We start from the raw sequence: 23,818 nt of genomic DNA, 5'->3' as shown, positions 1-23,818 counted from the left end.
GAGGAAAAAACTGGCAAAAAGAACTTATGCCCAAAGTTGGAATGGAAGAAGTACGTCGGCAGCAATTGATCGACGCGACCCTGGAATCGGTCGAAAAATTTGGTTTGCAAGGCACCACCATCAGTACTATTAGCCGTCTGGCTGGCGTATCGTCCGGGATTATCAGCCACTATTTTGGTGGCAAACAGGCTTTATTGGAAGCCACGGTGCGATTTCTGCTGGAGCAGCTTAAACAGGATTTACTGGCACAGATTCATGGCCAACCCAGTCCGGTTGACCGGTTGATGATGATAGTCGAGGCGAACTTCACCCGCTTACAACGCTCAGAGCGGGCAGCCAAAACCTGGTTAGCGTTCTGGGCGCAGTCCATGCACAGTGAAGATCTGATGCGTTTACAACGTATCAACGCAGCTCGGCTGGAGGCCAATCTTAGGTATTCGTTCAGATCTTTAATCGATGCCTCTCAGGTGCGCAATGTCGCAGCCATGACGGCAGCGATGATTGACGGCTACTGGTTACGCGCCGCGCTGAGTGGCTCCGATGGACAAGCCTTCGACCTGGCACTGCATAATTGCAAGGCGTTTATCCATCTGATGCTGGAAAAGCACCAAGCCAGGAACTAGCGATGTATCTGTTGCTGGTGGGTTTGGGACTGACCGCTGTGCTGGCTCTGGTCATGCTTTGGTTTTATGCCGACAAACCTTGCATTGGCACGCATCCGGTTGGCTTATGGAGTTTTGTGGCGATCCTCTTTACCACCAGTCTGGACATCGGACTGGTGATGTTGCCACTGACCGAATTTCCCCGTTATGCGGATACCGGCAAATTTCCACAGTACAGCCTGACTAACCCGTTGGCGATGGAGTTTGCCATGTGGGGCTGTTTGAACTGGGCCTTGTACTTTGTCAGCTCCCTGTATTTCTGTTTGCTTGAGCCACGTCTTGGATTTTTTCGTCTTGTCTGGGTTAACCGCTTGAATAGCCTGGTGATTATTGGTACCTGTGCCTTTACTCTGCATTTATTTATGGTGAATTTGCCCTGGTACCTACCTGCGCTACAAGACAAACCCTATGCCCATGTCGCAGCCAATCTATTGCTGGCCGTCGTTTTGCTATGCGCCATTGTCTCCAGCCTGCATTTGCGTTGGCTGACCTGGCTGAGTCGCGCCAGTTTGTGGGCGCTGCTTGGCGCTATTGTGCTGTTGTATTGGGATGCCGGGGTGCAATGGCAACAATACATGGGTTATCTTGGCGAACTGGCTGACTACTTCAGAGTTATGCCTCTGTTACTGATGCCATTGGATGATCAGCATGAGTTCTATTTGCTCTGGTGGTTCTCCTGGAGCATCATGATTGGCCAGTTTATGGCCCGTTTCCTTAATGGCATTAAGCCCTGGCGTTTGTTGCTGGTGCTATTGTTGCTGCCATCTATTCCGATTGCCTTGTGGTTTTCGCTGCTTTATCACTTTCAGGTGCAGAACCTGTCGCTCTCCACTTTGGCTGTTGCGGTGATGCTCGCCCTTGGCATCCTGTTTCTGATCAACTCCCTGGATTCGTTGATTCGTTTATACGCCGAGAACCTCAATCTGGACGCATCACGACTTGGCACTTCGCGCTACATCCTGCTGCACTTCATTTTACTAATGGTGCTGGGAATGTTGTATAACGCTCAGTGGTTGAAAATACAGTTGTTTGGCGCCCTGGTTATCTTGCTATATATACTGGGCCTGGCCTATTGGGCCAGGCACCGCAATCAGGCAACGTCTTTGTCTTTGCAACATCGGCGCAAAACCAGATAACCAGCCACGGCAGACAACAGAGAACCGGCCAAGATGCCCACCCGCTCATCAAAGGCCATTCGTACGCCGGTTTCCTCAAATGCCAGGGAGCCGATAAACAGACTCATGGTAAAACCTACGCCACATAGCAAAGCTGTACCATATAACTGCATCAGGTTGATGTCGCTGGGCAGTTTTACTAAACGCAGTTTAATTGCGGCATAACAGAAGCCAAATACGCCAATCTGCTTACCAACAAACAAGCCAAGTAACACGCCCAGGGTGACAGGATGTGTAATGGATTCCAGCCCCATTTCGGAAAAATCGATTCCGGCATTGGCAAAGGCAAACAGTGGCAGTATCACGTACGCTACTGCCGGGTGCAGGCTGTGCTCCAGTTCCTGCACTGGTAGATAGCCGGCCTTTTTCTTGTCGTACATTGGGATGAAAAAGGCCAGTAGCACTCCTGCCAATGTGGCGTGTACACCGGACTTGAGCATGGCTATCCAAAGTACCACACCAATAAGCACGTAAGACGCAATTTCAGTGATATTACGTTTGTTCATACACCACAACACAAACAGGCAAAGTCCTGCAACTATAAGAGGACCGGTGGATATATGATTGGTGTAGAACAGGGCAATGATCAGAATGGCACCAATGTCGTCGATAATCGCCAGTGAGACTAAAAATACCTTCAAACTGGTCGGAATACGGCTGCCAAGAAGGGCCAGCACTCCCAGTGCAAAGGCAATATCCGTTGCGGCCGGTATCGCCCAGCCTGACAAGGCATGACTGTCACCAATAGTGAAAAACACGTAGATGGCGGCCGGTATTACCATTCCACCAACAGCGCCAATGGCCGGCAACATAATGTTGTCGGGTTTAGACAACTGACCAGAGCGGATCTCCCGTTTAAGTTCCAGTCCAACCAAAAAGAAGAAGATGGCCATAAAGCCGTCGTTGATCCACAGTAGCAGCGGTTTGGCAATCTCCAGTTTACCCACCTGCACGGCCACCGGAATATTCAGAAAAGAGTTGTACAATCCAGAGAGCGGCGAGTTAGCCACAATCAGGGCCAGAGCGGCGGCAATCATCAATAAGATTCCGCTGGCCGACTCTAGCTTGAAAAAGTCTTTCAGTGCACTCATGGGGCGTGACTCCTTTACTCGTTATAGGGGGCTGGTCTGCGTCCCAATACCATTGTCAGCTATTCATGCTCAGGCTGCCAGTAAAAGCGCTTAAGTTCAGATGACAGCGACTATATTTATGACTTAACAGGTTGATTTTCAAGTAGTCATAACCATGCTTTTCGATAAACCGACCCGTGCGGCAAGACCAGTTGCGGTAAGCCATCCTCGACACTTTGGCTGGACGGCAGATTAATGTACAATCGCGCATCTGTTGTACCAGGGGAATTGTAAGCAGTCTCTCTGGTTTGCATTTTTGCCGATATTTGAGGAGCTACAATGCCTAAAGTTGCCATTGTGATGGGTTCACAGTCTGATTGGCCCACCATGCAGCAGGCTGCCCTGATGTTGAAAGAACTTGGGGTTGAGTACAGCGCCAGGGTGGTGTCTGCACATCGTACCCCGGATCTTTTGAGTGAGTTTGCCCATACAGCGGCCGATAATGGGATAGAAGTGATTATTGCCGGGGCTGGTGGCGCTGCTCATTTGCCAGGTATGATCGCCGCCCACACACACCTGCCTGTGCTGGGTGTACCGGTTAAATCCAAAGCCCTTAGTGGCGTGGACTCCTTGTATTCGATAGTGCAAATGCCTAAAGGCGTGGCCGTAGGCACTTTGGCAATAGGTGAAGCCGGAGCGGCGAATGCCGGTTTGCTGGCTGCTCAGATTCTGGGGATCAGCGATAAAAGCCTGGCCGACCGTATTAAGGCATTTCGTCAGGCCCAAACCGATAAAGTCCTGGCTAACCAGGAATTGGAGCTGCCTGAATGAAGGTATTGATCTTCGGGGCCGGGCAATTAGCCAGAATGATGTATCTGGCCGGTGCCCCACTGGGCATTGATGTGCAGGCGGTGGATGTCAGTAATGAAGACGTGGTGAATCCTGTTACTAAAGACAAACTGCCACTGTCTCTTGCTGAGGCCCTTGACGCTGCCGATGCCATTTCGGTGGAGTTTGAACATATTCCTGAGGCATTGCTGGAACAGGCACGTTTGACCGGTAAATTGTTGCCGGGAAAGGAAGCCATCTTAACCGGTGCTGACCGGGTCAGGGAAAAACGTTTACTCGAACGTCTTGCCATACCCAATTGTGCCCATCGTATTGTTGATAATGTCGAGCAATTAGACCAGGCGGTGGATGCACTGGGGGATAAACTTATCCTCAAGGCCAGTCGCGATGGGTACGATGGTTATGGTCAGTGGCGTTTGGCTGAGCGTGAAGACTTGCCCGCACTGAAGCAGACCCTGGCTGCACTGGATTTGAAAAAGGTGCCGTTGGTGGTTGAACAGATGCAGCAGTTTGAACGTGAACTGTCGCTGGTGGGCATGCGCAGTAAAGATGGCCAGCTAAAGTTCTATCCATTGGCTGAAAATCTGCATCACCAGGGGCAATTACATGTGTCACTGGCTCCTGCACCTGATTGCAGTGACGCCCTAACCGGGCAGGCACAGGATATCTTTAGCCGCTTGGCAGAAGGCTTAGACTACGTTGGTGTGCTGGCTGTAGAGTTTTTTCAGGTGGGCGACCAACTGCTGGTCAATGAAATCGCGCCCAGGGTACATAATTCAGGGCACTGGAGCATGCAGGGTGCTGATACCTGTCAGTTTGAAAATCATCTGCGTGCCGTGTGCGGTTTGCCTTTGGGTGATACGCAAGCCAGAGGAGCTAATGTCATGATCAATGTGATTGGCTACGATGGTCTGGATCTGGAATTGTTGAAAGTACCCGGCAGCCATTTGCATTGGTACGGCAAGAGCGTCAGAGTAAAACGCAAGATGGCGCATATCAATCTCAGTGCCGGAAATTACAAGCAGTTAGGTGAGGCCATGTTGGCGTTGGCTGACTATCTGCCGGCCAGCCATTTTCCTCATGTTCTGGGGGAAGGAAAAAGATTACAAGCACGCTGACCAAGGGCCAACTGGCCCTTGGGGTTCTTATCTGGGTGCCCTTGTCTTGTAAATCGCGGTTTTGACCCGATAATCTCAACAATTGCTCAATGCAGTCTAAATGGAAGAATTCGTGGAAAATATCGTCAACATAGATCTGAATAATTTCCAGCAGGTAATGCTGGAAGCGTCCCAACAGAAGTTGGTCATGGTGGACTTTTGGGCTGACTGGTGCGAGCCCTGCAAGAACCTGATGCCAATTTTGGAAAAACTGGCCGGTGAATATGCCAGTGATCTTATCCTGGCCAAAGTGAATTGTGATGAGCAGCAACAAATAGCGATGCAATTTGGTGTGCGCAGTCTGCCAACGGTGATTCTGGTGAAAGACGGGCAGCCCATCGATGGTTTTGCTGGTTTGCAAAGTGAAAGCGAAATTCGCACTTTGCTGGAAAAACATCTGCCCAGTCCAGCCGATAACCTGCTGGAGCAAGCCCGCCAAAGTCTGGCCGACGGGGACGCTCAGCAGGCTTTTACCCTGGCTAAACAAGCCCTGGATCTTGATAGCCAGCGCGCTGATATCAAACTGGTGCTGGTCGAAGCCTATCTTGACTTAGGACGTTTACCGCAAGCCAGGGAGCTGCTGGACAGCATCACTATGGTTGACCAGGATGCGCAGTATCAAAGCCTTAAAGGCAGGCTGGAACTGGCAGAACAAGCAGCGGATACCCCTGAAATTAAGGCGCTGCAGGATGCATTGGCACAGGCTCCGGATGATCTGGCCCTGAAGGTAAAACTGGCGGTACAGTTGCAGCAAGCTGGCAGAGTGGAAGAAGCGCTGGAATTGTTGCTGGCGGTGCTGCAAAAAGACTTGGCTTTTGCCGATGCCAAGAAAGTGATGCTGGACAGTCTCAATGCTTTACCTGCTGGTGATCCACTGGCCAGTCGTTACCGCCGACGTTTGTACAGCTTGCTCTATTAGAATGAAAGCAGCCAATGTGAGGCACTTCTGACTCAATAATATTGACAATTGGATGAATTTCAGGCATTTTCCGCAGCCAATTTGATCGATGTTGGCACAACTGGAGGTTGCCAGCCTCCAGGCTCAGGCTGAGCCCAATTGCTTTATTGTTGGATGTATCTTGAGCTTAAGATCAACAGTTAGTTACTGCCTTTTGTGGCTTCTGCTGCCGCTATCATTATGCCCTTCTGCTGCTGCGACGGATGGCCGTCTGCAGGATTATTTCCGTGAAAGCTGGACCACCAGAGATGGTCTTCCGCACAACACTATCAACAGTATTATGCAAACCGATGACGGCTACCTATGGTTTGCCACCTGGGAAGGCGTGGCACGCTACAATGGCCGGGATTTTCAGGTATTTGGTCGTGGTGAGCTGACACAGTTGCCGGATGATGGGGTATTTACCCTGGCTGAAGACTGTCAGGGTAACTTGCTGGTTGCGGGGGCTCGTGGCGGCATCAGTTTTACCAGTAAAGGGCGTTGGTCAGGCCTGCCTTCAGCGCCGGTGCTGGTCAGGGCGTTGTTATGTGACAGTCAGGCGCGTTTATGGATTGGGACGGACGGTTCCGGTGTGATGCGTGACGATCGGCATGGCAAGCGACAGGTCTTTAACATGCTAAATGGTCTGCAAGATGAAAGCGTGTTTGATCTGCTTGAAGATCCCCTGGGGCGCATTTGGGTGGCTACGGCTCAGGGTCTCTTTGTTATCGAGGATGATAAGGTCAGCCCTGTTACCGAATTTCGGGGCTTGCCCTCGGGTCCGGTATTCAGTTTGGCTTGGCATCCAAGTGACGGCTTACTGGCTGGAACGGAACAAGGAGCCTTCAGACTTCATGGTCAACAATTCCAGTTGCTGGACAATGAGCTGGCTAATCTGCCTATTTCCAAACTCCTGGTTGATGACACAGCATTATGGCTGGGTACGATTGGCCGGGGACTCTATCGATTAGGGCCATATGGCCTTGAACATCTTGGTCAGGAAGATGGACTGCCCAATGGTCGTATTACTGCCATTTACAAGGACAAGGAGCAAAGTGTCTGGCTTGGCACCAATGGGGGGCTTTTCCGGCTGCGCGATGCAGCATTTCGTACCTTTACCACCGAGCAGGGGCTGAGCGACGACTTTGTCCGCACATTGTTAACGGATGAGGCTGAACGGGTGTGGGTCGGCACCAGTAAAGGGGTAAATTTGCTTGAGAAAGGGCAAATAACCCATCTGCCAGGGCAACGGATCAAGCAGACCATCCTCAGTCTGGCGCATGCCAGGGAAGGGGGCATTTGGGTCGGTACTTTTACGCATGGATTAATCCACTGGCGGGACAATCAGGAGGTGACCTGCTATGACCGGGACACGGGCCTGCTGTCTAATGAAATCAGGGCGATATTACCGGCGGCTGATGGCAGTCTGTGGCTGGCGACCTCGTTAGGGGTGAATCGTATTGACCAAGGCCGTATTAGCGCTCTGCAAGTACAAGATGGTTTACCCAGCAACTTTAGCGTTTCCTTATTTGAAAGTACAAGGTCTGGCATCTGGATTGGCACGTCTTCAGGGGTGGCCCGTTGGCAGGACGGGCGTCTGCGGGCCTTATCCATTTCACATCTGGATGGTGCCCAGTTTGTCTTTGGTTTTTTTGAACAAACTGATGGCCAGGCGTTGTGGTTAGCCACCGACAGGGGACTGATACGTTACCGCTACGAGGATGAGCAACTGGCGTTGTTGGGACGCGATAAAGGCATGCCCTTTGATAAATATTTTCAGGTTCGCGAAGACCAACAAGGCAATTTCTGGTTAAGTAGTAACCGCGGCGTACTGAGAATCAGCGCCAACCAGGCCAACAGATTACTGGATGGTGAAGGGGGGCAGGTTGAGTTCAGCCTGTTTTCCGAGTCCGATGGCATGGTGAGTGCTCAAGCCAATGGCGGTTCCAATCCAGCCATGGCGCTGGCCGAAAACGGACGGATTTGGGTAGCCACCTCGAAAGGTGTTGCGGTGGTTCAGCCCGCCAGGTTACAGCAATTTGGCGATGTTCGTTTACCTGTGGTGATTGAACAGATGTTGGTCGATGGGCAAGCGCTGCATCCTGCGGCTAATCTGACACTCTCTGCTGGGGCCAGCCGCATTGAATTTCAGTTTGCCGGACTGGGGTATGTTGTTCCTGCGCGCATCCTTTATCGAACCCGTTTACAAGGCTTTGATAAAGGATGGGTGTACCGTGGTACTCATAACAACTCCGAATATACCAGTCTACCCCCGGGTGAATACCGCTTTGAGGTGATGGCCAGTTACCCCAGCGGTGATTGGGGGGGCGAGGTGGCGCAGTTGCGTTTTAAGATTCCTCCGCGTTTTTGGCAGCATCCCGGATTTGCTGTGGGGGTTGGGTTACTGTTTGTGATGTTTCTGGTGTTGCTAATCAAATTGCGTTTGCTGGCGTTACAGCGCAGCGCAAAACGTCTTGAGGAGCAGGTTCAGGAACAGACGCAAGCGCTGAGGTGGCAAACCGAATCTCTGAAACGGGCTGATGAAGAAAAGTCCCAGTTGCTCGAGCAGATACGTTTGCAAGCTGAAGCCTATGAATTGCAGGCACGACAAGATGCTCTCACTGGCCTGGCTAACCGCAGAGCATTTGATGAAGCCTTGCACAGAGAATTTTCCCGCGCCGTCCGTCAGGCTAACCCATTCTGCTTGTTACTGTTGGATTTAGATCACTTCAAGCGCATTAATGACAACTGGTCACATGCTGTTGGAGATGTTGTTTTGCAACGAGTTGCTGAATGTTTGCGCTTACTAAGCAGGGATGCCGACCTGGTTGCCCGTTGGGGTGGCGAGGAATTTGCGGTTTTATTACCCAACACTGATTTGCATGCTGCTCATAAGCTTGCTGAAAGATTGCGCCTGGCAATACAGGCTTTGGACTATTCAGCGCTGGCTCCTGAACTCAGTGTCACGGCCAGTATCGGGTTAGCAGAACAGCAAGACTGTCAGGATTCTGAGCAAATGCTGCAACGAGCTGACACCGCATTGTACCAGGCCAAACAGAATGGTCGAAACCAGACCTGCATCGCAGGCTAAGCGAGCTTTAGGAAATTGTGAAGGTCTTGTGATACTTTTGCGATAATTCTCCCCGATGCTTTTCCCTGACTCTGTTCAATTAAGGAAAAGCTATGAAATATACCCTAGTTGCATTAGCTGGCATGTCAGTCCTTGCCAGCACAGCCCAAGCTGCCGACCTGGATATCCAAATACAGAATATCAGTCACGGCGTTTATTTTGCTCCTCTTTTTATCAGTGCACATAACCAGGACATGTATTTGTTTAAGCTCGGAGAAGCGGCAAGTCCTGAGCTGCAGGCGATGGCCGAAGGCGGCAATATTGCCGGTCTGGCGGAAATGGCCAGCGCCATGGGCGCAGACAGCGTTGAAAACCCAGCGCAGGGGCCTATGTCTCCTGGTATGACCGTTATGACCAGTCTGTCTACCAGTGAGGGCAATACCTGGTTATCTGTCACCGGCATGATGGTTCCCACCAACGACGGATTTGTTGGCTTAAACAGCTGGGAAATTCCCACCGAAGCTGGCAGCTATGAATTCTATTTGCAGGGCTATGATGCTGGCACTGAAGCCAATGATGAAATCCGCGGCAGCGGCGCACCTGGTGTACCGGGCTTACCCGTGTTGCCATTTTTCGACGCAGAAGTGGGACAGAATGGCTCTGGCGTCACCACCACAGAGAACAACCCTGTAGTACATATTCATCGCGGCAGTATCGGTGATGCGGATATGCAGGGCGGTAGCAGCGATCTGGACAGTAGCCGTCATCGGTGGTTAAACCCGGTTGCCAAAGTCACTGTAACGGTGAATTAAGGAGTGGTTTATGAACGTTTTGAATAATAAACCAATGTTATGCCTTTGGGTTTGTGCGGCAAGTTTGTCGGGCTGCTTCGATGGTAATGACAATAACACTGCAATGACACCAATGCCCGAACCCGAGCCGGAACCGCTGATGGTCAGCTATGAGGTCACGGTGGATAACCTGACTCAGGGGCAACCGCTTTCACCTATTACTCTGATATTGCATAGCGAAGGTACCTTATGGGAAATAGGGCAGCCCGCTTCTGTGGCACTGGAAAAGGTTGCTGAAAGCGGTGACAACGAAGACTTACTGGTACTTGATATGGCTATGGCCAGTGCTTCAGGGGAAGGGCTGACCATGCCGGGAAATGCTCAGACCATCACCATCAATATTGAGGATGTCACCAACGCTTACTTATCCGTTGCTGCCATGTTGGGGAAATCAAATGATGCCTTTACCGGTCTCAATGCGCAGGGACTGGCTGGACTGATGGTGGGAGAAAGCTGGACTTTGTTTACTAACGCTTACGATGCCGGTACCGAAGCCAATACTGAAGATATGGCGTCGATTGGCGCCGTAGGCGGTGAAGGCTTCAGTGAGGTGCGTGATGATGCCAGGAACATGGTGACTATGCATCCCGGTATCGTTTCAGTGGATGATGGCTTGGCTACGTCGGCGCTAACCCAGGAGCAACGTTTCGACAATCCTGTCGCCAGGATCCGTATCACCCGCACGCAATAGAGAGGAAAAGCAAAATGGGCCAAAGGGTGTTGCTTGTAGAAGATGATGCAGATATCGCTGAGCTGGTGCGGGTTAATCTGCTGGAAGCCGGTATCCACACGCAACACTTTGATCAGGGAAGAGATGCGTTATCTGCGGCATTGTCTGGTGAATTTGACCTGGTGCTTTTGGATCTGATGCTGCCAGATATCAGCGGCCTGGATATCTGTCGGCAGGTTCGCCAGGCAAGGCCTGCTCAGGCTATTTTGATGTTAACTGCCAAAGACGCGGAAATGGATAGGGTGCTTGGTTTGGAGTTGGGGGCAGATGATTATATGACCAAGCCCTTTAGTGTTCGGGAATTACAGGCCAGAGTTCGGGCTCAACTGCGCAAGGCGGCGTTGATTCAGCAGCGCAAGCATAACGATAGCGATGATGCCCAGTTAACACTGGGGCGACTCTGTATCGACCAGTTGCAACACATAGCCAGCCTTGGTTCATTACACTTGGACTTAACCGCCACCGAGTTTGAACTGCTGCATTATCTTGCTCGTCACCCTAATCAGGTATTCAGTCGCAGCCAGTTGTTGGAATCGGTGTGGGGTTACCATCACAGTGGCTATGAGCACACGGTGAATTCGCACATCAACAGATTGCGCAATAAGGTGGAGCAGAACCCCAATCACCCCAAAGTGATAGAAACCGTCTGGGGCGTTGGCTATAAGCTCAATCCACAGGGCGTATTGTGATGAACCTGTCTTTGTATCAGCGCCTGGCATTGTCGCTGGTGTTGGTATTTGTTTTGATGCTGTGGGTGTTTTACTGGTGGAGTAGTGAATTACACCAGCGGACCACGCTGGAGGCCGAGCAGCGGCTGCACATAGATTTAGCCGCGCATCTTGTACATGACAACCCCTTGTTGGCACAGGGTGTATATGATTATCAGGGGCTGGAGAATTTGTTCCATACCTTGATGGTGCTGGGGCCGAGCTTCGAGTTTTACTACCTGGACCCCCAGGGCAGGATCCTCACCTACTCGGCAGAGCCTCAGAAAATTCGCCGTCAGTCTGTGAACCTGGCGCCCATATTGCAGTTGATTGAGCACCCAGATACGGTGCCCGTGCTAGGGGATGACCCGCGTAACCCCAATGGTCGCAAAATATTCTCGGCGGCGGCGGTCAAACATGCCGACCAGTTGCAAGGGTATCTTTATATGATTATCGGTGGTGAAGCTTATGACTCGGTATTTGCCAAAGTCAGAGACAGCCATGGATTACAAACCATTGCATTATGGGCGTCATTAGCTCTGGCCTTTTTATTAGTGGTGTTGTTGGGACTGTTTAGGTTTATTACCCGCCCGTTGTTGCGGCTGACCCGTTCCATGCAAGCCTTTCGCAGCAATCAGAGGTTGCCGGCAGCGGATAATTGGTGTGCAACCAGCCACAACGAAGTCCATCAGTTAGGTTGTGCCTTTAAGCAAATGACGACCCAAATCAACTCACAGTTTGAGCAACTGCAGCAATTAGACCAGCAACGCAGGACCCTGCTGGCAGACCTATCCCATGATCTGCGCACACCGCTGGCGAATTTGCAGGGCTATATCGAGACCCTGGCGTTGAATGATCAACACCTTAGCTCGGAGGAGCGGCGGCGCTTTGTTGAAATATCCCTGAAAAATGCCCGTAATCTTAAACGCCTGATCGATCAGATCTTTGAACTGGCCTACCTGGAAGGCGGGCAAGTGACCCTGAATCAGGAGGCCTTTCCCCTTGGCGAGTTGCTGTATGATGTGGTGGCGAAGTTCTCTCTTAAAGCCAATGATAAAGGGGTGAAGCTGGAGATAGTCCCTGGGCAGTGTCAGTATCAGGTGTTTGCTGATATTGCCAAACTGGAAAGGGTACTGACCAACTTATTGGAGAATGCCTTACGCCATACCCCCAAAGGGGGACGGGTGATTATTCGCATGTTGTTAGGCAAAGATAGCGTCAGGGTGGAAGTGGAAGATACCGGCGTGGGCATTGGACGCAATGAGCTAGCCTATATTTTTGATGCTCGCTACCGGGCCAGCAATAGCCGCGAGGACAAATCCTTGCATGCAGGTCTTGGCCTGGCCATCAGTAAAAAGCTGATGGCCTTGTTGGAGTCCGATCTCAGGGTAAAAAGTGAACTAGGCAAAGGGACCTGCTTCAGCTTTGACCTGAAGCAGGTGTTCTAGGGCTTAGCTCTTCAGGCGGCTGGCAAATTTCTGCCTGAATTTGGCGAGCTTGGGTGCCACCACTACATTGCAATATTGATTCTGCGGGTTATTACGAAAATAATCTTGATGATAGTCTTCCGCCTGATAGTAGTTATTCAGTGCCGTCACCTCAGTCACTATCGGGTCCGGCCAGACCTGCTGTTCAGCTAGCTCGCCAATTAACTGTTCGGCCTGCTGTTTTTGCAGCTCATCATGATAGAACACCGCACTGCGGTACTGCGGGCCAATATCATTGCCCTGGCGGTTAAGCTGGGTGGGATCATGCAGGGCGAAAAAGATCTCCAGCACTTCGCGATAACTGATTTGCTCCGCATCAAAATTCACTCGTACTACTTCTGCGTGCCCGGTGGTGCCTTCGCATACCGCTTTGTAGCTGGGATTATCCAGATGCCCACCTGCGTATCCAGAAAATGCTGACTCTATGCCGTTTAGTGAGTTAAATGCCGACTCAATACACCAGAAACAACCACCGGCCAACGTGGCTTGTTGAATATTCTTTGCCATCTTTTTCACCTCTGTCGATTGTACCGAAGCGAACTCCGGCGCTGACCATATAATGTGGGTACATGTGCCTTCTGCTTCAAGTGATCTTTATCGCCGTATTTACGCTATTAGCCTGTTTTAAGGAAAAGCTTGGTTATGGATACAGATGCTGTATTGGTTATTGGTGCCAGTGGCGGTATTGGCAGCGCACTAACGGAGCTGCTTGTTGCTTCGGGCAAGCGGGTGTTTTGTATTAGTCGCCGTCCTTGTTCGGCTTCGTGTGAGTCGATGTTATTGTCAGAACAGAATGACAGTACCATCGCAAGCTGTTGTCAGACTATGCTAGAACAGGGCTGGCGATTCAAATGGGTTATCTGTCATATTGGTGTGCTTTATGAATCGACAATGATGCCCGAGAAACGTCTGGAGGATCTGCAAGCGCAGCACTTACAACGTTACTTTGAAGTGAACAGTATTCTTCCCGCTTTGTGGCTTAAGCACTTGGTTGGCTTGTTTGAGCCCCACCAGGATGCCCGTCTGGCGTTTCTGAGTGCCCGGGTGGGCAGCATTGAAGATAACCGCTTAGGAGGCTGGTATGGTTACCGGGCTTCAAAGGCCGCCTTGAATATGCTGGTAAAAACGGCGCAGGTAGAATATGCGCGGCGTGTACCAGGTGTGCAGCTAATGTGTTACCACCCTGGGACAGTGGACACCCCACTGTCGCGTCCCTTCAAAGGCGGCACTCCGCGCGACCAACGTCTTTCTGCTTACCAGGCGGCACAATACCTGTTGTCTGAGTTGCAAAAGCCCAGACAACAGCGCGAGGCGATCTTTATTGACTGGCAGGGACAACCCATCCACTGGTAAAAAGCGCACGTCGGCAAGTGGTGGAATAAATACGTTTGCTACAAAGACATTTTGTTACTTGGCTGTTAACATCGGCGCTGGGGAAGAAAACCATAATGATAAACTCCAGGGAGTTCACCAAGTAATGAAGCGTGAAGAATTCAGTTCCAGCCTGGGCTTCGTCCTGGCAGCGGCAGGCTCGGCAGTCGGTATTGGCAACCTTGTTGCTTTCCCGGTCATGGCCAGTAAAAACGGTGGCGCGGCCTTTCTGATAATGTATGCCATTTTCGTATTTTTTATCTGTTTGCCGGTGATGCTGGCAGAAATGAGCCTGGGACGTCATACCAGACAAAATCCCCTGGGTGCTTATACAGAGATAGGTCGTAATCCTGCCTGGCGCACGGTAGGTTGGTTGTCGGTATTAACGCCATTTATGATCGGTGTGTTTTATCTGGTCATCACGGTCTGGATTTTTGGCTATCTGGCCAAGTCTGTTATGGGGCAACTCGACCTGTTGGCTGCACCGGAAAGCTTTGGTGTTTTTATCAACAGTAATGAACTGTTTATTTATATGGCGGTGGTTATTGCCCTGACCTTCCTGATTTTACAAGGAGGGGTAAAACAGGGGATTGAGAAAGCGGCTAAGGTTCTGATGCCGCTGCTGTTTCTGATGTTGATAGCCTTGGTTCTGTATGTGCTTACCCTGGACAATGCTGAACTGGGAGTTAAATTCTTCCTGGTGCCGGATTTTGACAAAGTAACAGGTAAAGTGTTGAACGGTGCCCTGGCTCAGGCGTTCTTTTCCTTGTCCCTGGCGATGGGGATTCTGATTACCTATGGCTCTTATATTCAAAAAGAGAACAATATTGTGCAGGCAGGGAAAATGGTGGCAGGTTTGTCACTGTTGGTGGCCGCCTGCTCAGGTTTGTTGATTCTGCCAGCGGTATTCTCTTTTAATCCGGATGTGCAGCTTAGCACCCTGTCTGAGTCCAGTATCAGTATGATCTTTACATTCCTGCCGAAGATCTTCCTGGCGCTGCAAGCCAACATTGGTTATTTCGGTGCATCCTTTATCGCCAGTTTCTTCTTTCTGTTAGTGTTTTTTGCTGCGTTAACCTCACTGGTTTCCATTATTGAAGTGCCGGTTGCCAGCCTGATGGACGGTAAAGGTGTCAGCCGTCGCAAGGCCCTATATTCTCTGGGTGGCGCGATGATTCTGCTGGCGATTGTCAGCGCCCTGTCTTTTGGCCGGGTGGAGATATTTTCCAACCTGACTGCATACGGCCTGAATGCGTCGGGCATGCCGCTGAACAAGTCATTTTTTGACGTGGTGTACGACATTTTCTATGAAACAATTCTACCTCTGAACGGATTTTTGCTGTGCCTGTTTGTGATCTACAAATGGAAAAAACAGAATTTTGATGCAGAGATCAGCCAGGGTAACAGTACCTTTGCCGGCTCTTTGCTGCAGAAATATGTGAACTTCTCGTTAGGTACTTTTATACCGGTGATTCTGGCGGTGATTTTCGTTAATACCGTATCGACGGTGTTTTTCGGAAAAAATCTGCTGTTCTGAGTTAACTGACATCAAGGCAGCTTTGGCTGCCTTGATGTTTAGCCAATCTCTATCGGCATATCATACGGGCTGGGGTATTGCAGCGTGATCCCCAGTTTATCCAGGGTTGCAGAGGCATTGATCCAACGCCCCGCATCGGCATTGTTCTCCTGGCTGAACTGCGGAACTGCTAATCCTGCTGCCATGGCAGCCCAGGTGTAAAATTCTGCGCGGCTGGGGTGCTCAGTGGCACTAAGGTGGAACGTCTGCCGCCAAAGCTGCTGAACGATAATCGCTTTTATCGCCGTGATAACATCCTGCTGATGCACCAGATTGACCAGCTGCTGCCCTTTTTCTAAAACTCTGCCGCTGAGATGTTGCACCGGGTGACGGGCTGGACCGGTTAGCCCTGCCAAGCGAAGTATTGTGCCGCTACCTTGTAATGCTTGCTGCTCAATGACGGCATGGGCCTTAGCCGATGCCGTGACAGGGTGAGCCTGGGTGGTTTCGAATATTTCCCCGCTCACCTCCCCGTATACCGAGGTGCTGCTGATAAAAAGGATGTGACTTTTCTGTACCAGTGCCTGATTAACCAAGGCGGTCATGGCTGCGATAAATCTAACTTCATCAAACTCCCGGCGTCCGGGCGGAATATTTATCACCAGTACATCGGGGGGGGCGACTGACCAGGGCAGCGTCGCGCCGAGTGAATATTCAAAAGCCTGAATGCCTTGCTCTGCCATGAATTTCAGTTTGTCTTTATTTCTGGCGGTGCCCAGCACGGTATAACCATTGGCTTTTAGCTGCATGGCCAGTGGCAAGCCCAGCCAGCCGCAGCCACAGATTCCGATCTTTTTGTGCATATAAAAAAGCGGCTTACGCCGCCCAGGGAGAAAGATAAAGCCGAGCTTACATGGAATATTTGGACTCGGAAACTTCGATCATATTCAGGCCCGATAGCTGGGGGATGCTACTGCTGATTTGATTTTCCAGGCTATCCAGCTGGCTCAGGTCATAGCAAAGAGTCTGTGCCTGTGCCTCAATGCCCGCCGCGCGTACTTCCATATCGGCTTCTAACTGTTCGCCAAATCTGTCCATACGTTTCTCGAATGCTTGCATATCGCCGCCACTGAACAGCATTTCTTTACCAATGGCGATCATCAAACTGCCCATGGAACGCTGTACCAGTTTTTCCAGTTTTTGTTCAAACTCCGACTCAAAATCTTCGCCAAGAAACTGGCCATTGTCGAAGTTGGCCGAGTTAAATCTGATGCTACCGTCGTCGGCGTAGAATTCCTGGTGCAGCTTAATACGCAAGGCGTCAATTTCTGATGACAGATCGGCAACCAGTTCGTTGTCTTCCCCCAGCAATTGATTAAATGCCTTTGCAACCCCCTCATTAGCCAAGGCCACCGCATCCAAAGCAATACCCGCTACTTTAGGAGCGAGATCATTAACGTTTTGATGGTATTGATTCAGCATGTTTAACTGAGTATGGCTTAAGTGCATTTCCTGACCGTTTAATAGTGCTTTATGGCCATCCAGGTGCAATAGCTTGTCATCGGGCAAGTGCAGGGTAAGTTGCCCATGACTCAACTCCATCTCACCATGCAGGTTCATATTGCAGTCATTGGCCATGCTGGCAGTGGAAAAAAACAGGGCTGTGGCAGCGACTAAGGTTCTCATTGATTTATCCTCTATTGGGCTTTGCCTTCGGTATTGCTTCAGCAACCCTTGTGCCAATGGAATAAATTCATAGTTAACAGATGCTTATGTTTTTCAGGTGGAGTAGGTAAGAGGTGGATTTAGCGATTTTTGCTAAAAGTTAACAAAATTCACTAACTGTCGATGTGAAGCGCTTGCAACCGGTGGCTAAAAATTTGATCTAACACACTGATTTATCCTCTTGTTTTGATGCATAATAAGCACAGCTTGAATGTAACTTGGGGTGAACTATGAGCAACTGGATTGAAGCCTTGCTGTTTGGCTTGGCACTGTTAGCTTTCGTATTGGGCTTTAGCAGCATCATTATGGCCATGATCCACAAACCTGTAACAGTTGACGCTGAAATGAAAGAAAAGGTCGAATACGGCTTTTTTGGTGTGGCTGGTTTAGTACTCTGTATTTTATTCAGCTACGCCATTTAATTAAGATACATAAATAAGGCGCTTTGAGCGCCTTATTTGTTTTTAGTGGTTTGCCGGTTTGTGGTAGGTGTCAATGCCCAACAGTTTATAGACCAGGCATATACCGCTGGATGCGGTGGTCCACAGCAGCAAACCCGCAATGGCCAGAATTGCGCTGGTTGTATTTGAAAATATCCCCTCTACCGCCATTGCCAACAGGATACAGGACAAAACTGAACGTACGGCTGTATCCAGAACGCCAACATTATCATTGTCTTTCATTGATTTTTCTCCGTCCGATTGATGGCATCATTGTCTTCTTTGCACAAAAATTGGACATTGATGTCCGTCAAATTCCAGAAGGCAATAAATTGTTCCAGATCAAATTTGTTTCCTTCGCGGTCGCGGGCATATAGTAGCCCTCTAAATTAGGAGAATAGGATGGACGTAAAGATCAGTGCTGTACTTTTGAATGCGCTGGTGCTGGAGGATGACGGCATTACCCAGGAGCTGCTCGGGCACCTGTTGCGTGATATGAACTTTGCTGAAATCAGTTTTTTCGGTGACGGGGTGCCTGCCCTTAACCACCTTAACGAGGTGGGAAGCGGCTACTACGACTTGGTCGTCTGCGACTGGCATATGCGAACCATGAGCGGGCTGGAATTCCTGACCGCATTTCGTCAGTTGCAGCCTGAAACACCTTTTTTGATGCTTACCGGCGACGCTACCCGCGAAAACGTAGTCGAAGCACTTAAAGCCGGTGTCACAGAATTTATTGCCAAGCCTTTCTCCAGAAAAGAGTTGCAGGAAAAACTGGCGCGAGTACTGCGTGAAAAACTGCAACGGGATTATCGTGACCCATCAAATGAATGAGAAAAGAGAGCCCTATGGATTTTGATCAGATTATCGACCGCAGCCAAAGCTGTTCATTTAAATGGAACAAGTATCAGGGCCGCGACATTTTGCCTATGTGGGTGGCAGACAGCGAATTTCGCTGTGCTCAGCCGATTCTGGATGCGTTGCATAACCGGGTTGAGCATGGTCTGTTGGGCTATACGCTGCCGGCGCAGTATGAACCGGCTAAACAAGCTATTGTGCACTGGCTGGGTCGCCAGTATAACTGGCAGATAGAATCAGACTGGGTTGTCTGGACCCCTGGTGTTGTGCCAGCCTTCAATGTGGCCTGCAAGGCCTATTGCCAGCCTGGTGATAAGGTTTTAGTTCAAGTACCCAACTATCCGCCACTTTTAGCCGCTCCGGCACTGAACCAATTACAACGGGTAGATATCCCAACCATTGAAGAGTCAGGTCGCTGGCAACTGGATTTCGAAAGCCTGGAGCGGCAAGCCGCTGATCCTAAGGCCAAGCTTTTGATTTTATGCAACCCTATGAATCCAGTGGGTTCGGTGCTGAGTGAGGCTGAACTTGAGCGAGTGGCAGATATTTGTCAGCGTCATGGCCTGATGTTGTGTTCTGATGAAATTCATTGCGACCTGATTCTGGATGAGCAGGCATTGCATATTCCTGCCAGCAAGCTGGAAAGTTTAAAACATCATTCAGTTACCCTGATGGCCGCCAGTAAGACCTTCAATATTGCTGGCTTAGGTGCGTCTTTTGCGGTTATTCCTGATGCCAAAGTACGGCAGCAGTTTGTCCAGGCTGCCATGGGGATAGTGCCTTGGGTCAATGTGCTGGGATTGTTTGCAACAGAGGCTGCATTTACCTTGTGTGATGACTGGTATCAGGCGCAGCTCGATTATTTGCGTGGTAACCGCGATTATCTGATGCAGGAAATCAACAAAATAGACGGATTGCGTCTGCTTAAGCCTCAGGCTACCTTCCTGGCTTGGGTGGATGCCCGCGGGCTGGAGGAGGATAATCCGCAGAAATGGTGCGAAGAAAAAGGGGTGGGTCCCTCGCCGGGTGTCGACTTTGGCGACAAGGGATTTTTCCGGATTAACTTTGGTTGTCCGCGCAGTTACCTTGAGCAGGCCGTTGCCAGACTAAAAGGGTAAGGCTGATTCTGATGGAATCCGTTCTTCAGCATCCAGTTGACGGGCCGATACAGACAACACACCCACAAGAGGATTGAAGATGAAAGCCCTGGCTGCTTTGCCCCTGATGTTGTCATTATGCCTCTCTGTTCAGGCTGAGGAAGAGCTCAAAGCTGTGCAGCTTTATTCACAGGACGAGTTGATTGCGCTTATCCGTGACAACACCCATTTAGATCGGGTGGTGCTAGATAAATGCCAGTTGGTGCAAGATATTGAAGCCAGAGCGCAGACATTGATGGTGCCCGCCTACCAATTCTTATGGGGCGATATGCTGGCCTGGGGAGTCTGTGTTAAGGCCGATCCTGAGCGAGGTATACACTATATGCGACAGGCGGCCCAGCAGGGGCTGCCCGAGGCGCTGGAACAACTGGGGCGCTATTACGCACTGGGCAAACTGGTGCAACAGGATAAGCAAAAAGCCGTGGTGTTTTTGCGCGAAGCGGCTGGCCTGGGTAATCTGAAAGCGCAGATCCGTCTGGCAGAACTGTTTATCGAAGGCTATGGCAGCCCGTATGACTATGAAGATGCTTACCACTGGTTGTATAACGCTATTACCGATGACAAGCCAACTCACCAGAAAATTGCCCGTTGTTTGCAAGAACTTGAAAAATTGATGCACCCCAAGGCGGTTCGAGCCGCCAAGCGAGCGCTGGACAGTTAAGGAATTTGAGTAGGATTGGCTGTAACTGCTGTGCAAATCTGTTTTGCTGAAATTCCCTGCTACTATCAATGCGCGAGTTCGCTATACTAGGGGCCTAAACCTGATATAACGGACTCCGCATTTGTCTCAATCTGACGATCCTTACTTCCAACGGGAACAGGAAAAGTACGAAAATCCTGTCGCCAGCCGCGAATACCTGCTGCAAATTCTTACCGATAAAAACAAGCCGCTTTCCTTTATGGAGATTTGCGAGCTGGTGGATGCCATGGACGAAGAGAGTCGTATTGGCATTCAACGCCGCTTAAGGGCCATGGAGCGTGAAGGACAGATTCTGTTCACCCGTTCAAAAAAATATGGCTTGGCTGAAAAAATGGATCTGATCCGTGGCAAGGTGCTGGGGCATCGGGATGGCTTTGGTTTTCTTAAGCGGGATGACGGTCAGCCGGATCTGTTTATTCATAATGCCCAGATGCAGGCTTTGCTGCATGGTGACATAGTACTGGTAACCGAAAGCAGCCAGAATTTTAAAGGCAAGAAGGAAGCTCGTATTGTGCGGGTTGTTGAGCCGCGCAGTGAAGCCATTGTCGGGCGTTTTTTCCTGGAGCAGGGGCTGGGACTGGTGGTACCAGATGACAGCCGAATCTGCCAGGAAATCATTATTCCACCAGAGCATGTGAATGGTGCCCGCCAGGGACATGTCGTAGTAGTGGAAATCATCCAGCGGCCGATGAAACGCGTGAATACAGTGGGGAAAATTGTCGAAGTGCTGGGGGAGCATATGGCCCCGGGCATGGAAATCGAAATGGCGCTGCGCACCTTTGATATTCCGCACAACTGGCCCAAAGACGTTGAAAAGCAGGTTAAGGGGCTCACAGAGCAAGTCCCTGAAGAGGCTAAGCAAGGCCGATTGGACTTGCGTGAGCTTCCGCTGGTGACTATTGATGGTGAAGACGCCAGGGATTTTGACGATGCCGTATATTGCGAACCGCTGGATGATGGTGGCTGGCAGCTTTGGGTGGCGATAGCCGATGTCAGTTACTATGTGCGTCCGGCTACCGCGTTGGACAAAGAGGCCATCGAAAGGGGCAATTCGGTGTATTTCCCCGAGCAGGTTGTGCCCATGTTACCAGAGGTACTATCGAACGGGCTATGTTCATTAAACCCGCAGGTCGATCGTCTGTGTATGGTCTGTGAAATGCAGGTGTCCAAGTCAGGGCAACTCAAGGAATACCAGTTTTATGAAGCGGTAATGAACTCCCATGCCAGACTGACTTACACCAAGGTGTGGGATATTCTGCAGGGAGATAAAGAGCTTTATCAGCGTTACGAGCCTTTGGTGCCACATCTGCGAAATCTGCATGATCTGTTCCGCACCCTGAAAAAAGCCAGAGGGCGGCGTGGGGCCATTGAGTTTGAAACCCAGGAAAACAAATTTATTTTCAATGCCCAGCGCAAGATTGATCATATTGTGCCGGTGGTGCGCAACGACGCCCATAAAATGATTGAAGAATGTATGATCCTGGCCAACGTCAGCGCCGCCAATTTCCTGCAGAAACACCAGGCTGAAGGCCTTTACCGGGTGCATGACAAACCGGACCAGGACCGGCTGCTAAGTTTTCTGAGCTACCTGGGAGAGGTTGGCATTCCGCATGGTATAGGCAAAGATCCCCAACCGGCAGATTTTTCCAATGTGGTGGACAAAATTGCTAATCGCCCGGATCAGGAACTGATTCAGACCATGTTGCTGCGCTCTATGAAGCAAGCCGTGTACGACCGGGAGAATGTCGGACATTTCGGTCTGGCACTGGATGCCTATGCACACTTTACGTCACCTATTCGGCGTTATCCGGATTTGGTGGTGCACCGGGCGATTAAGGCGGTACTGGATAAAATAGCCAAACGTAAAAATAAGACCGGCGGTAAGGCTTACTCCGAAGAAGAAGTGTCACAGCTGGGTATTCAATGCTCTATGACCGAGCGTCGTGCCGATGATGCCACTCGCGATGTGGCTGACTGGCTTAAATGTGAGTTTATGCTCGATCATGTGGGCGACAGCTTTGATGGTGTGATTGCTTCAGTCACCAATTTTGGCTTCTTCGTCAGACTCAGTGATTTCCATATCGATGGCTTGGTACATATCACTGCGCTGGAAAACGATTACTACCACTATGACGAGCTCAAGCAACACTTAATTGGCGAGAACTTTGGTACGGTTTATCGCTTAGGCGACCAACTGCGGGTTAAAGTAGCTGGCGTGAACCTGGATGATCGCAAAATCGACTTTGTGCTGGACCAGCCCATGGGCAAAGGTAAGGGGGGGCGCAAGGTGATGGTTAAAAAAGTAAGCAGAAAGTCCGACAAAAGTGAGCTGTCAGAAGGTAAGTGGCCAACGTCGGGTAAACCCGCCCCACGCCGAAGCAGGCGCGGGGAGGCGGCAGAAAGTACCGACAGTAAAAAGTCCCGCAAATCAAAAGCAACCAGCAGGAAGAATAGATAAATGGCTCAGCAAGAATGGCTTTATGGTATCCATGCTCTTGAATCCCTGCTGCAGCGGGAACCGGAGCGCCTGATTGAGCTTTTTGTCTTGAAAGGACGTGAAGACGAACGGCTGACGAATATTATCAACCAGGCTAGGCGCTTTGGTGCCTCTATTCAGTTTTGTCAGCGAAAAACCCTGGACGATAAAGCACAGGGGGAACAGCACCAGGGCGTGGTAGCGAAAGCCAGGCCGGGACGTCAGTACGATGAAAAAGACCTGGATCAGATTCTGTCCGCCAGTGGCAGCCCATTTCTGCTGATCTTGGATGGTGTTACCGATCCACATAATCTGGGGGCCTGCCTGCGCACAGCTGATGCTGCTGGTGTGCATGCGGTGGTGGTGCCTAAAGACAAATCGGCGTCCCTGACCCCTACAGTACGAAAAGTGGCTTGCGGCGCAGCCGAAGTCATTCCCCTTGTGCAAGTCACCAATCTGGCCAGAACCTTAAAGGAGCTGCAGCAAGCTGGGGTGTGGATCGTAGGCACCGCTGGCGAGGCGCAACAGGATATTTACCAGGCCAAGCTAACCGGCCCAATTGCGCTGGTTATGGGGGCAGAAGGCAAAGGGATGCGCAGGCTGACCCGCGAACACTGTGATGAGTTGATTAAACTGCCAATGGCCGGTTCGGTATCCAGTCTTAATGTGTCTGTTGCCACCGGCATCTGTTTATATGAAGTCGTACGGCAACGAGCCGCACAACTGTAAATTGGGGGCGGCAAGCCCCTTTTTCGTTACTTACACATCGTCTCCTCGTTATCCTGGCCGTGTCTGACAAAGTTGTTAACTTTTCTGCGCTAGTCGGCTTGTTGCTGTTAGGGTAGGGTGCTCTGTTAGCCCTATAACAACAACGAAGAGG

At 50.6% G+C, this 23,818-nt stretch carries 23 protein-coding genes; 18 read left to right on the top strand and 5 right to left on the bottom strand.

The genetic code is table 11. The features are described from left to right. The first annotated feature begins 26 nt into the window (after window positions 1-26). Window positions 27-623 carry a transcriptional regulator BetI gene (gene betI, locus ABD028_RS20565; protein ID WP_102798645.1) on the top strand — a complete coding sequence of 199 codons (597 nt, stop codon included), beginning with the start codon at window positions 27-29 and terminating at the stop codon, window positions 621-623. Window positions 624-625: 2 nt separating this feature from the next. Further along, window positions 626-1,798: a BCCT family transporter gene (locus tag ABD028_RS20560; protein ID WP_343847283.1), complete on the top strand. Its 1,173-nt coding sequence runs from the start codon at window positions 626-628 to the stop codon at window positions 1,796-1,798. Here ABD028_RS20560 and nhaA read toward each other — a convergent pair. Continuing rightward, the gene (gene nhaA / locus ABD028_RS20555; RefSeq protein WP_343847282.1) at window positions 1,753-2,928 is read right to left on the bottom strand and encodes a Na+/H+ antiporter NhaA; all 1,176 of its coding nucleotides are present in this window, start codon (window positions 2,926-2,928) and stop codon (window positions 1,753-1,755) included. The two genes, ABD028_RS20560 and nhaA, sit on opposite strands and share 46 nt — an antisense overlap. Window positions 2,929-3,246: 318 nt before the next feature. Between nhaA and purE the strand changes: the two genes are divergently transcribed. The 8 genes from purE (at window position 3,247) to ABD028_RS20515 (ending at window position 12,656) form a co-directional block, all read left to right on the top strand. Next, window positions 3,247-3,738, top strand: a complete 492-nt coding sequence (gene purE, locus ABD028_RS20550) for a 5-(carboxyamino)imidazole ribonucleotide mutase (protein WP_343847281.1) — start codon at window positions 3,247-3,249, stop codon at window positions 3,736-3,738. Continuing rightward, entirely contained in the window at window positions 3,735-4,874 is a 1,140-nt protein-coding gene (locus ABD028_RS20545) for a 5-(carboxyamino)imidazole ribonucleotide synthase (protein WP_343847280.1), read from the top strand. The genes purE and ABD028_RS20545 overlap by 4 nt, the downstream gene beginning before the upstream one ends. Before the next feature lie 100 nt (window positions 4,875-4,974). After that, window positions 4,975-5,832 (top strand): thioredoxin, encoded by an 858-nt coding sequence (gene trxA / locus ABD028_RS20540; RefSeq protein WP_343847279.1) that lies wholly within the window; start codon window positions 4,975-4,977, stop codon window positions 5,830-5,832. A gap of 160 nt (window positions 5,833-5,992) precedes the next feature. Continuing rightward, on the top strand, window positions 5,993-8,941 hold the full coding sequence (locus ABD028_RS20535) for a diguanylate cyclase (RefSeq protein ID WP_343847278.1): 2,949 nt from the start codon (window positions 5,993-5,995) through the stop codon (window positions 8,939-8,941). Window positions 8,942-9,033: 92 nt separating this feature from the next. After that, window positions 9,034-9,732 (top strand): spondin domain-containing protein, encoded by a 699-nt coding sequence (locus tag ABD028_RS20530; protein WP_343847277.1) that lies wholly within the window; start codon window positions 9,034-9,036, stop codon window positions 9,730-9,732. A 10-nt stretch (window positions 9,733-9,742) separates the two neighbouring features. Then, window positions 9,743-10,462, top strand: a complete 720-nt coding sequence (locus ABD028_RS20525) for a spondin domain-containing protein (RefSeq protein ID WP_343847276.1) — start codon at window positions 9,743-9,745, stop codon at window positions 10,460-10,462. A 14-nt stretch (window positions 10,463-10,476) separates the two neighbouring features. After that, complete coding sequence (locus tag ABD028_RS20520) at window positions 10,477-11,190, top strand: winged helix-turn-helix domain-containing protein (protein WP_343847275.1); 714 nt, start codon at window positions 10,477-10,479, stop codon at window positions 11,188-11,190. Next, window positions 11,190-12,656 (top strand): sensor histidine kinase, encoded by a 1,467-nt coding sequence (locus ABD028_RS20515; RefSeq protein WP_343847274.1) that lies wholly within the window; start codon window positions 11,190-11,192, stop codon window positions 12,654-12,656. The genes ABD028_RS20520 and ABD028_RS20515 overlap by 1 nt, the downstream gene beginning before the upstream one ends. A 3-nt stretch (window positions 12,657-12,659) precedes the next feature. Here the strand turns inward: ABD028_RS20515 and msrA are convergent, their stop codons facing one another. Then, the gene (gene msrA / locus ABD028_RS20510; RefSeq protein WP_343847273.1) at window positions 12,660-13,202 is read right to left on the bottom strand and encodes a peptide-methionine (S)-S-oxide reductase MsrA; all 543 of its coding nucleotides are present in this window, start codon (window positions 13,200-13,202) and stop codon (window positions 12,660-12,662) included. Between the two features lie 135 nt (window positions 13,203-13,337). Between msrA and ABD028_RS20505 the strand changes: the two genes are divergently transcribed. Beyond that, the gene (locus ABD028_RS20505) at window positions 13,338-14,048 is read left to right on the top strand and encodes an SDR family NAD(P)-dependent oxidoreductase (protein WP_343847272.1); all 711 of its coding nucleotides are present in this window, start codon (window positions 13,338-13,340) and stop codon (window positions 14,046-14,048) included. Between the two features lie 124 nt (window positions 14,049-14,172). Then, window positions 14,173-15,603, top strand: a complete 1,431-nt coding sequence (locus ABD028_RS20500) for a sodium-dependent transporter (RefSeq protein ID WP_102798658.1) — start codon at window positions 14,173-14,175, stop codon at window positions 15,601-15,603. A gap of 38 nt (window positions 15,604-15,641) precedes the next feature. Here ABD028_RS20500 and ABD028_RS20495 read toward each other — a convergent pair whose 3' ends face one another. Both ABD028_RS20495 and ABD028_RS20490 read right to left on the bottom strand, forming a co-directional pair. Beyond that, the gene (locus ABD028_RS20495; protein ID WP_343847270.1) at window positions 15,642-16,445 is read right to left on the bottom strand and encodes an NAD(P)-binding domain-containing protein; all 804 of its coding nucleotides are present in this window, start codon (window positions 16,443-16,445) and stop codon (window positions 15,642-15,644) included. A gap of 46 nt (window positions 16,446-16,491) precedes the next feature. After that, window positions 16,492-17,268 (bottom strand): DUF2884 family protein, encoded by a 777-nt coding sequence (locus ABD028_RS20490; RefSeq protein ID WP_343847269.1) that lies wholly within the window; start codon window positions 17,266-17,268, stop codon window positions 16,492-16,494. Window positions 17,269-17,537: 269 nt separating this feature from the next. On the opposite strand from ABD028_RS20490, the gene ABD028_RS20485 reads away from it, so the two are divergent. Beyond that, window positions 17,538-17,729 carry a hypothetical protein gene (locus ABD028_RS20485; RefSeq protein WP_102798661.1) on the top strand — a complete coding sequence of 64 codons (192 nt, stop codon included), beginning with the start codon at window positions 17,538-17,540 and terminating at the stop codon, window positions 17,727-17,729. A gap of 42 nt (window positions 17,730-17,771) precedes the next feature. Here the strand turns inward: ABD028_RS20485 and ABD028_RS20480 are convergent, their stop codons facing one another. Further along, the gene (locus tag ABD028_RS20480) at window positions 17,772-17,990 is read right to left on the bottom strand and encodes a YgaP family membrane protein (protein WP_102798662.1); all 219 of its coding nucleotides are present in this window, start codon (window positions 17,988-17,990) and stop codon (window positions 17,772-17,774) included. 159 nt (window positions 17,991-18,149) lie between these two features. Between ABD028_RS20480 and ABD028_RS20475 the strand changes: the two genes are divergently transcribed. From ABD028_RS20475 to rlmB, 5 genes are all read left to right on the top strand, one after another. Further along, complete coding sequence (locus tag ABD028_RS20475) at window positions 18,150-18,581, top strand: response regulator (RefSeq protein WP_343847268.1); 432 nt, start codon at window positions 18,150-18,152, stop codon at window positions 18,579-18,581. 14 nt (window positions 18,582-18,595) lie between these two features. Next, on the top strand, window positions 18,596-19,723 hold the full coding sequence (locus ABD028_RS20470) for a MalY/PatB family protein (protein WP_343847267.1): 1,128 nt from the start codon (window positions 18,596-18,598) through the stop codon (window positions 19,721-19,723). Between the two features lie 79 nt (window positions 19,724-19,802). Beyond that, entirely contained in the window at window positions 19,803-20,423 is a 621-nt protein-coding gene (locus tag ABD028_RS20465) for a tetratricopeptide repeat protein (RefSeq protein WP_343847266.1), read from the top strand. 121 nt (window positions 20,424-20,544) lie between these two features. After that, a complete protein-coding gene (gene rnr / locus ABD028_RS20460; RefSeq protein ID WP_343847265.1) occupies window positions 20,545-22,920 on the top strand; it encodes a ribonuclease R in 2,376 nt (791 codons plus the stop codon). Then, a complete protein-coding gene (gene rlmB / locus ABD028_RS20455; RefSeq protein ID WP_343847264.1) occupies window positions 22,921-23,667 on the top strand; it encodes a 23S rRNA (guanosine(2251)-2'-O)-methyltransferase RlmB in 747 nt (248 codons plus the stop codon). It abuts the gene before it with no gap. Window positions 23,668-23,818: the final 151 nt, after the last annotated feature.

The organism is Bowmanella denitrificans (assembly GCF_039522935.1).
Classification (GTDB): Bacteria; Pseudomonadota; Gammaproteobacteria; order Enterobacterales; family Alteromonadaceae; genus Bowmanella; species Bowmanella denitrificans.
The sequence above is the reverse complement of the archived record's forward strand: the minus strand, read 5'-3'. Positions and strand labels throughout refer to the sequence as shown.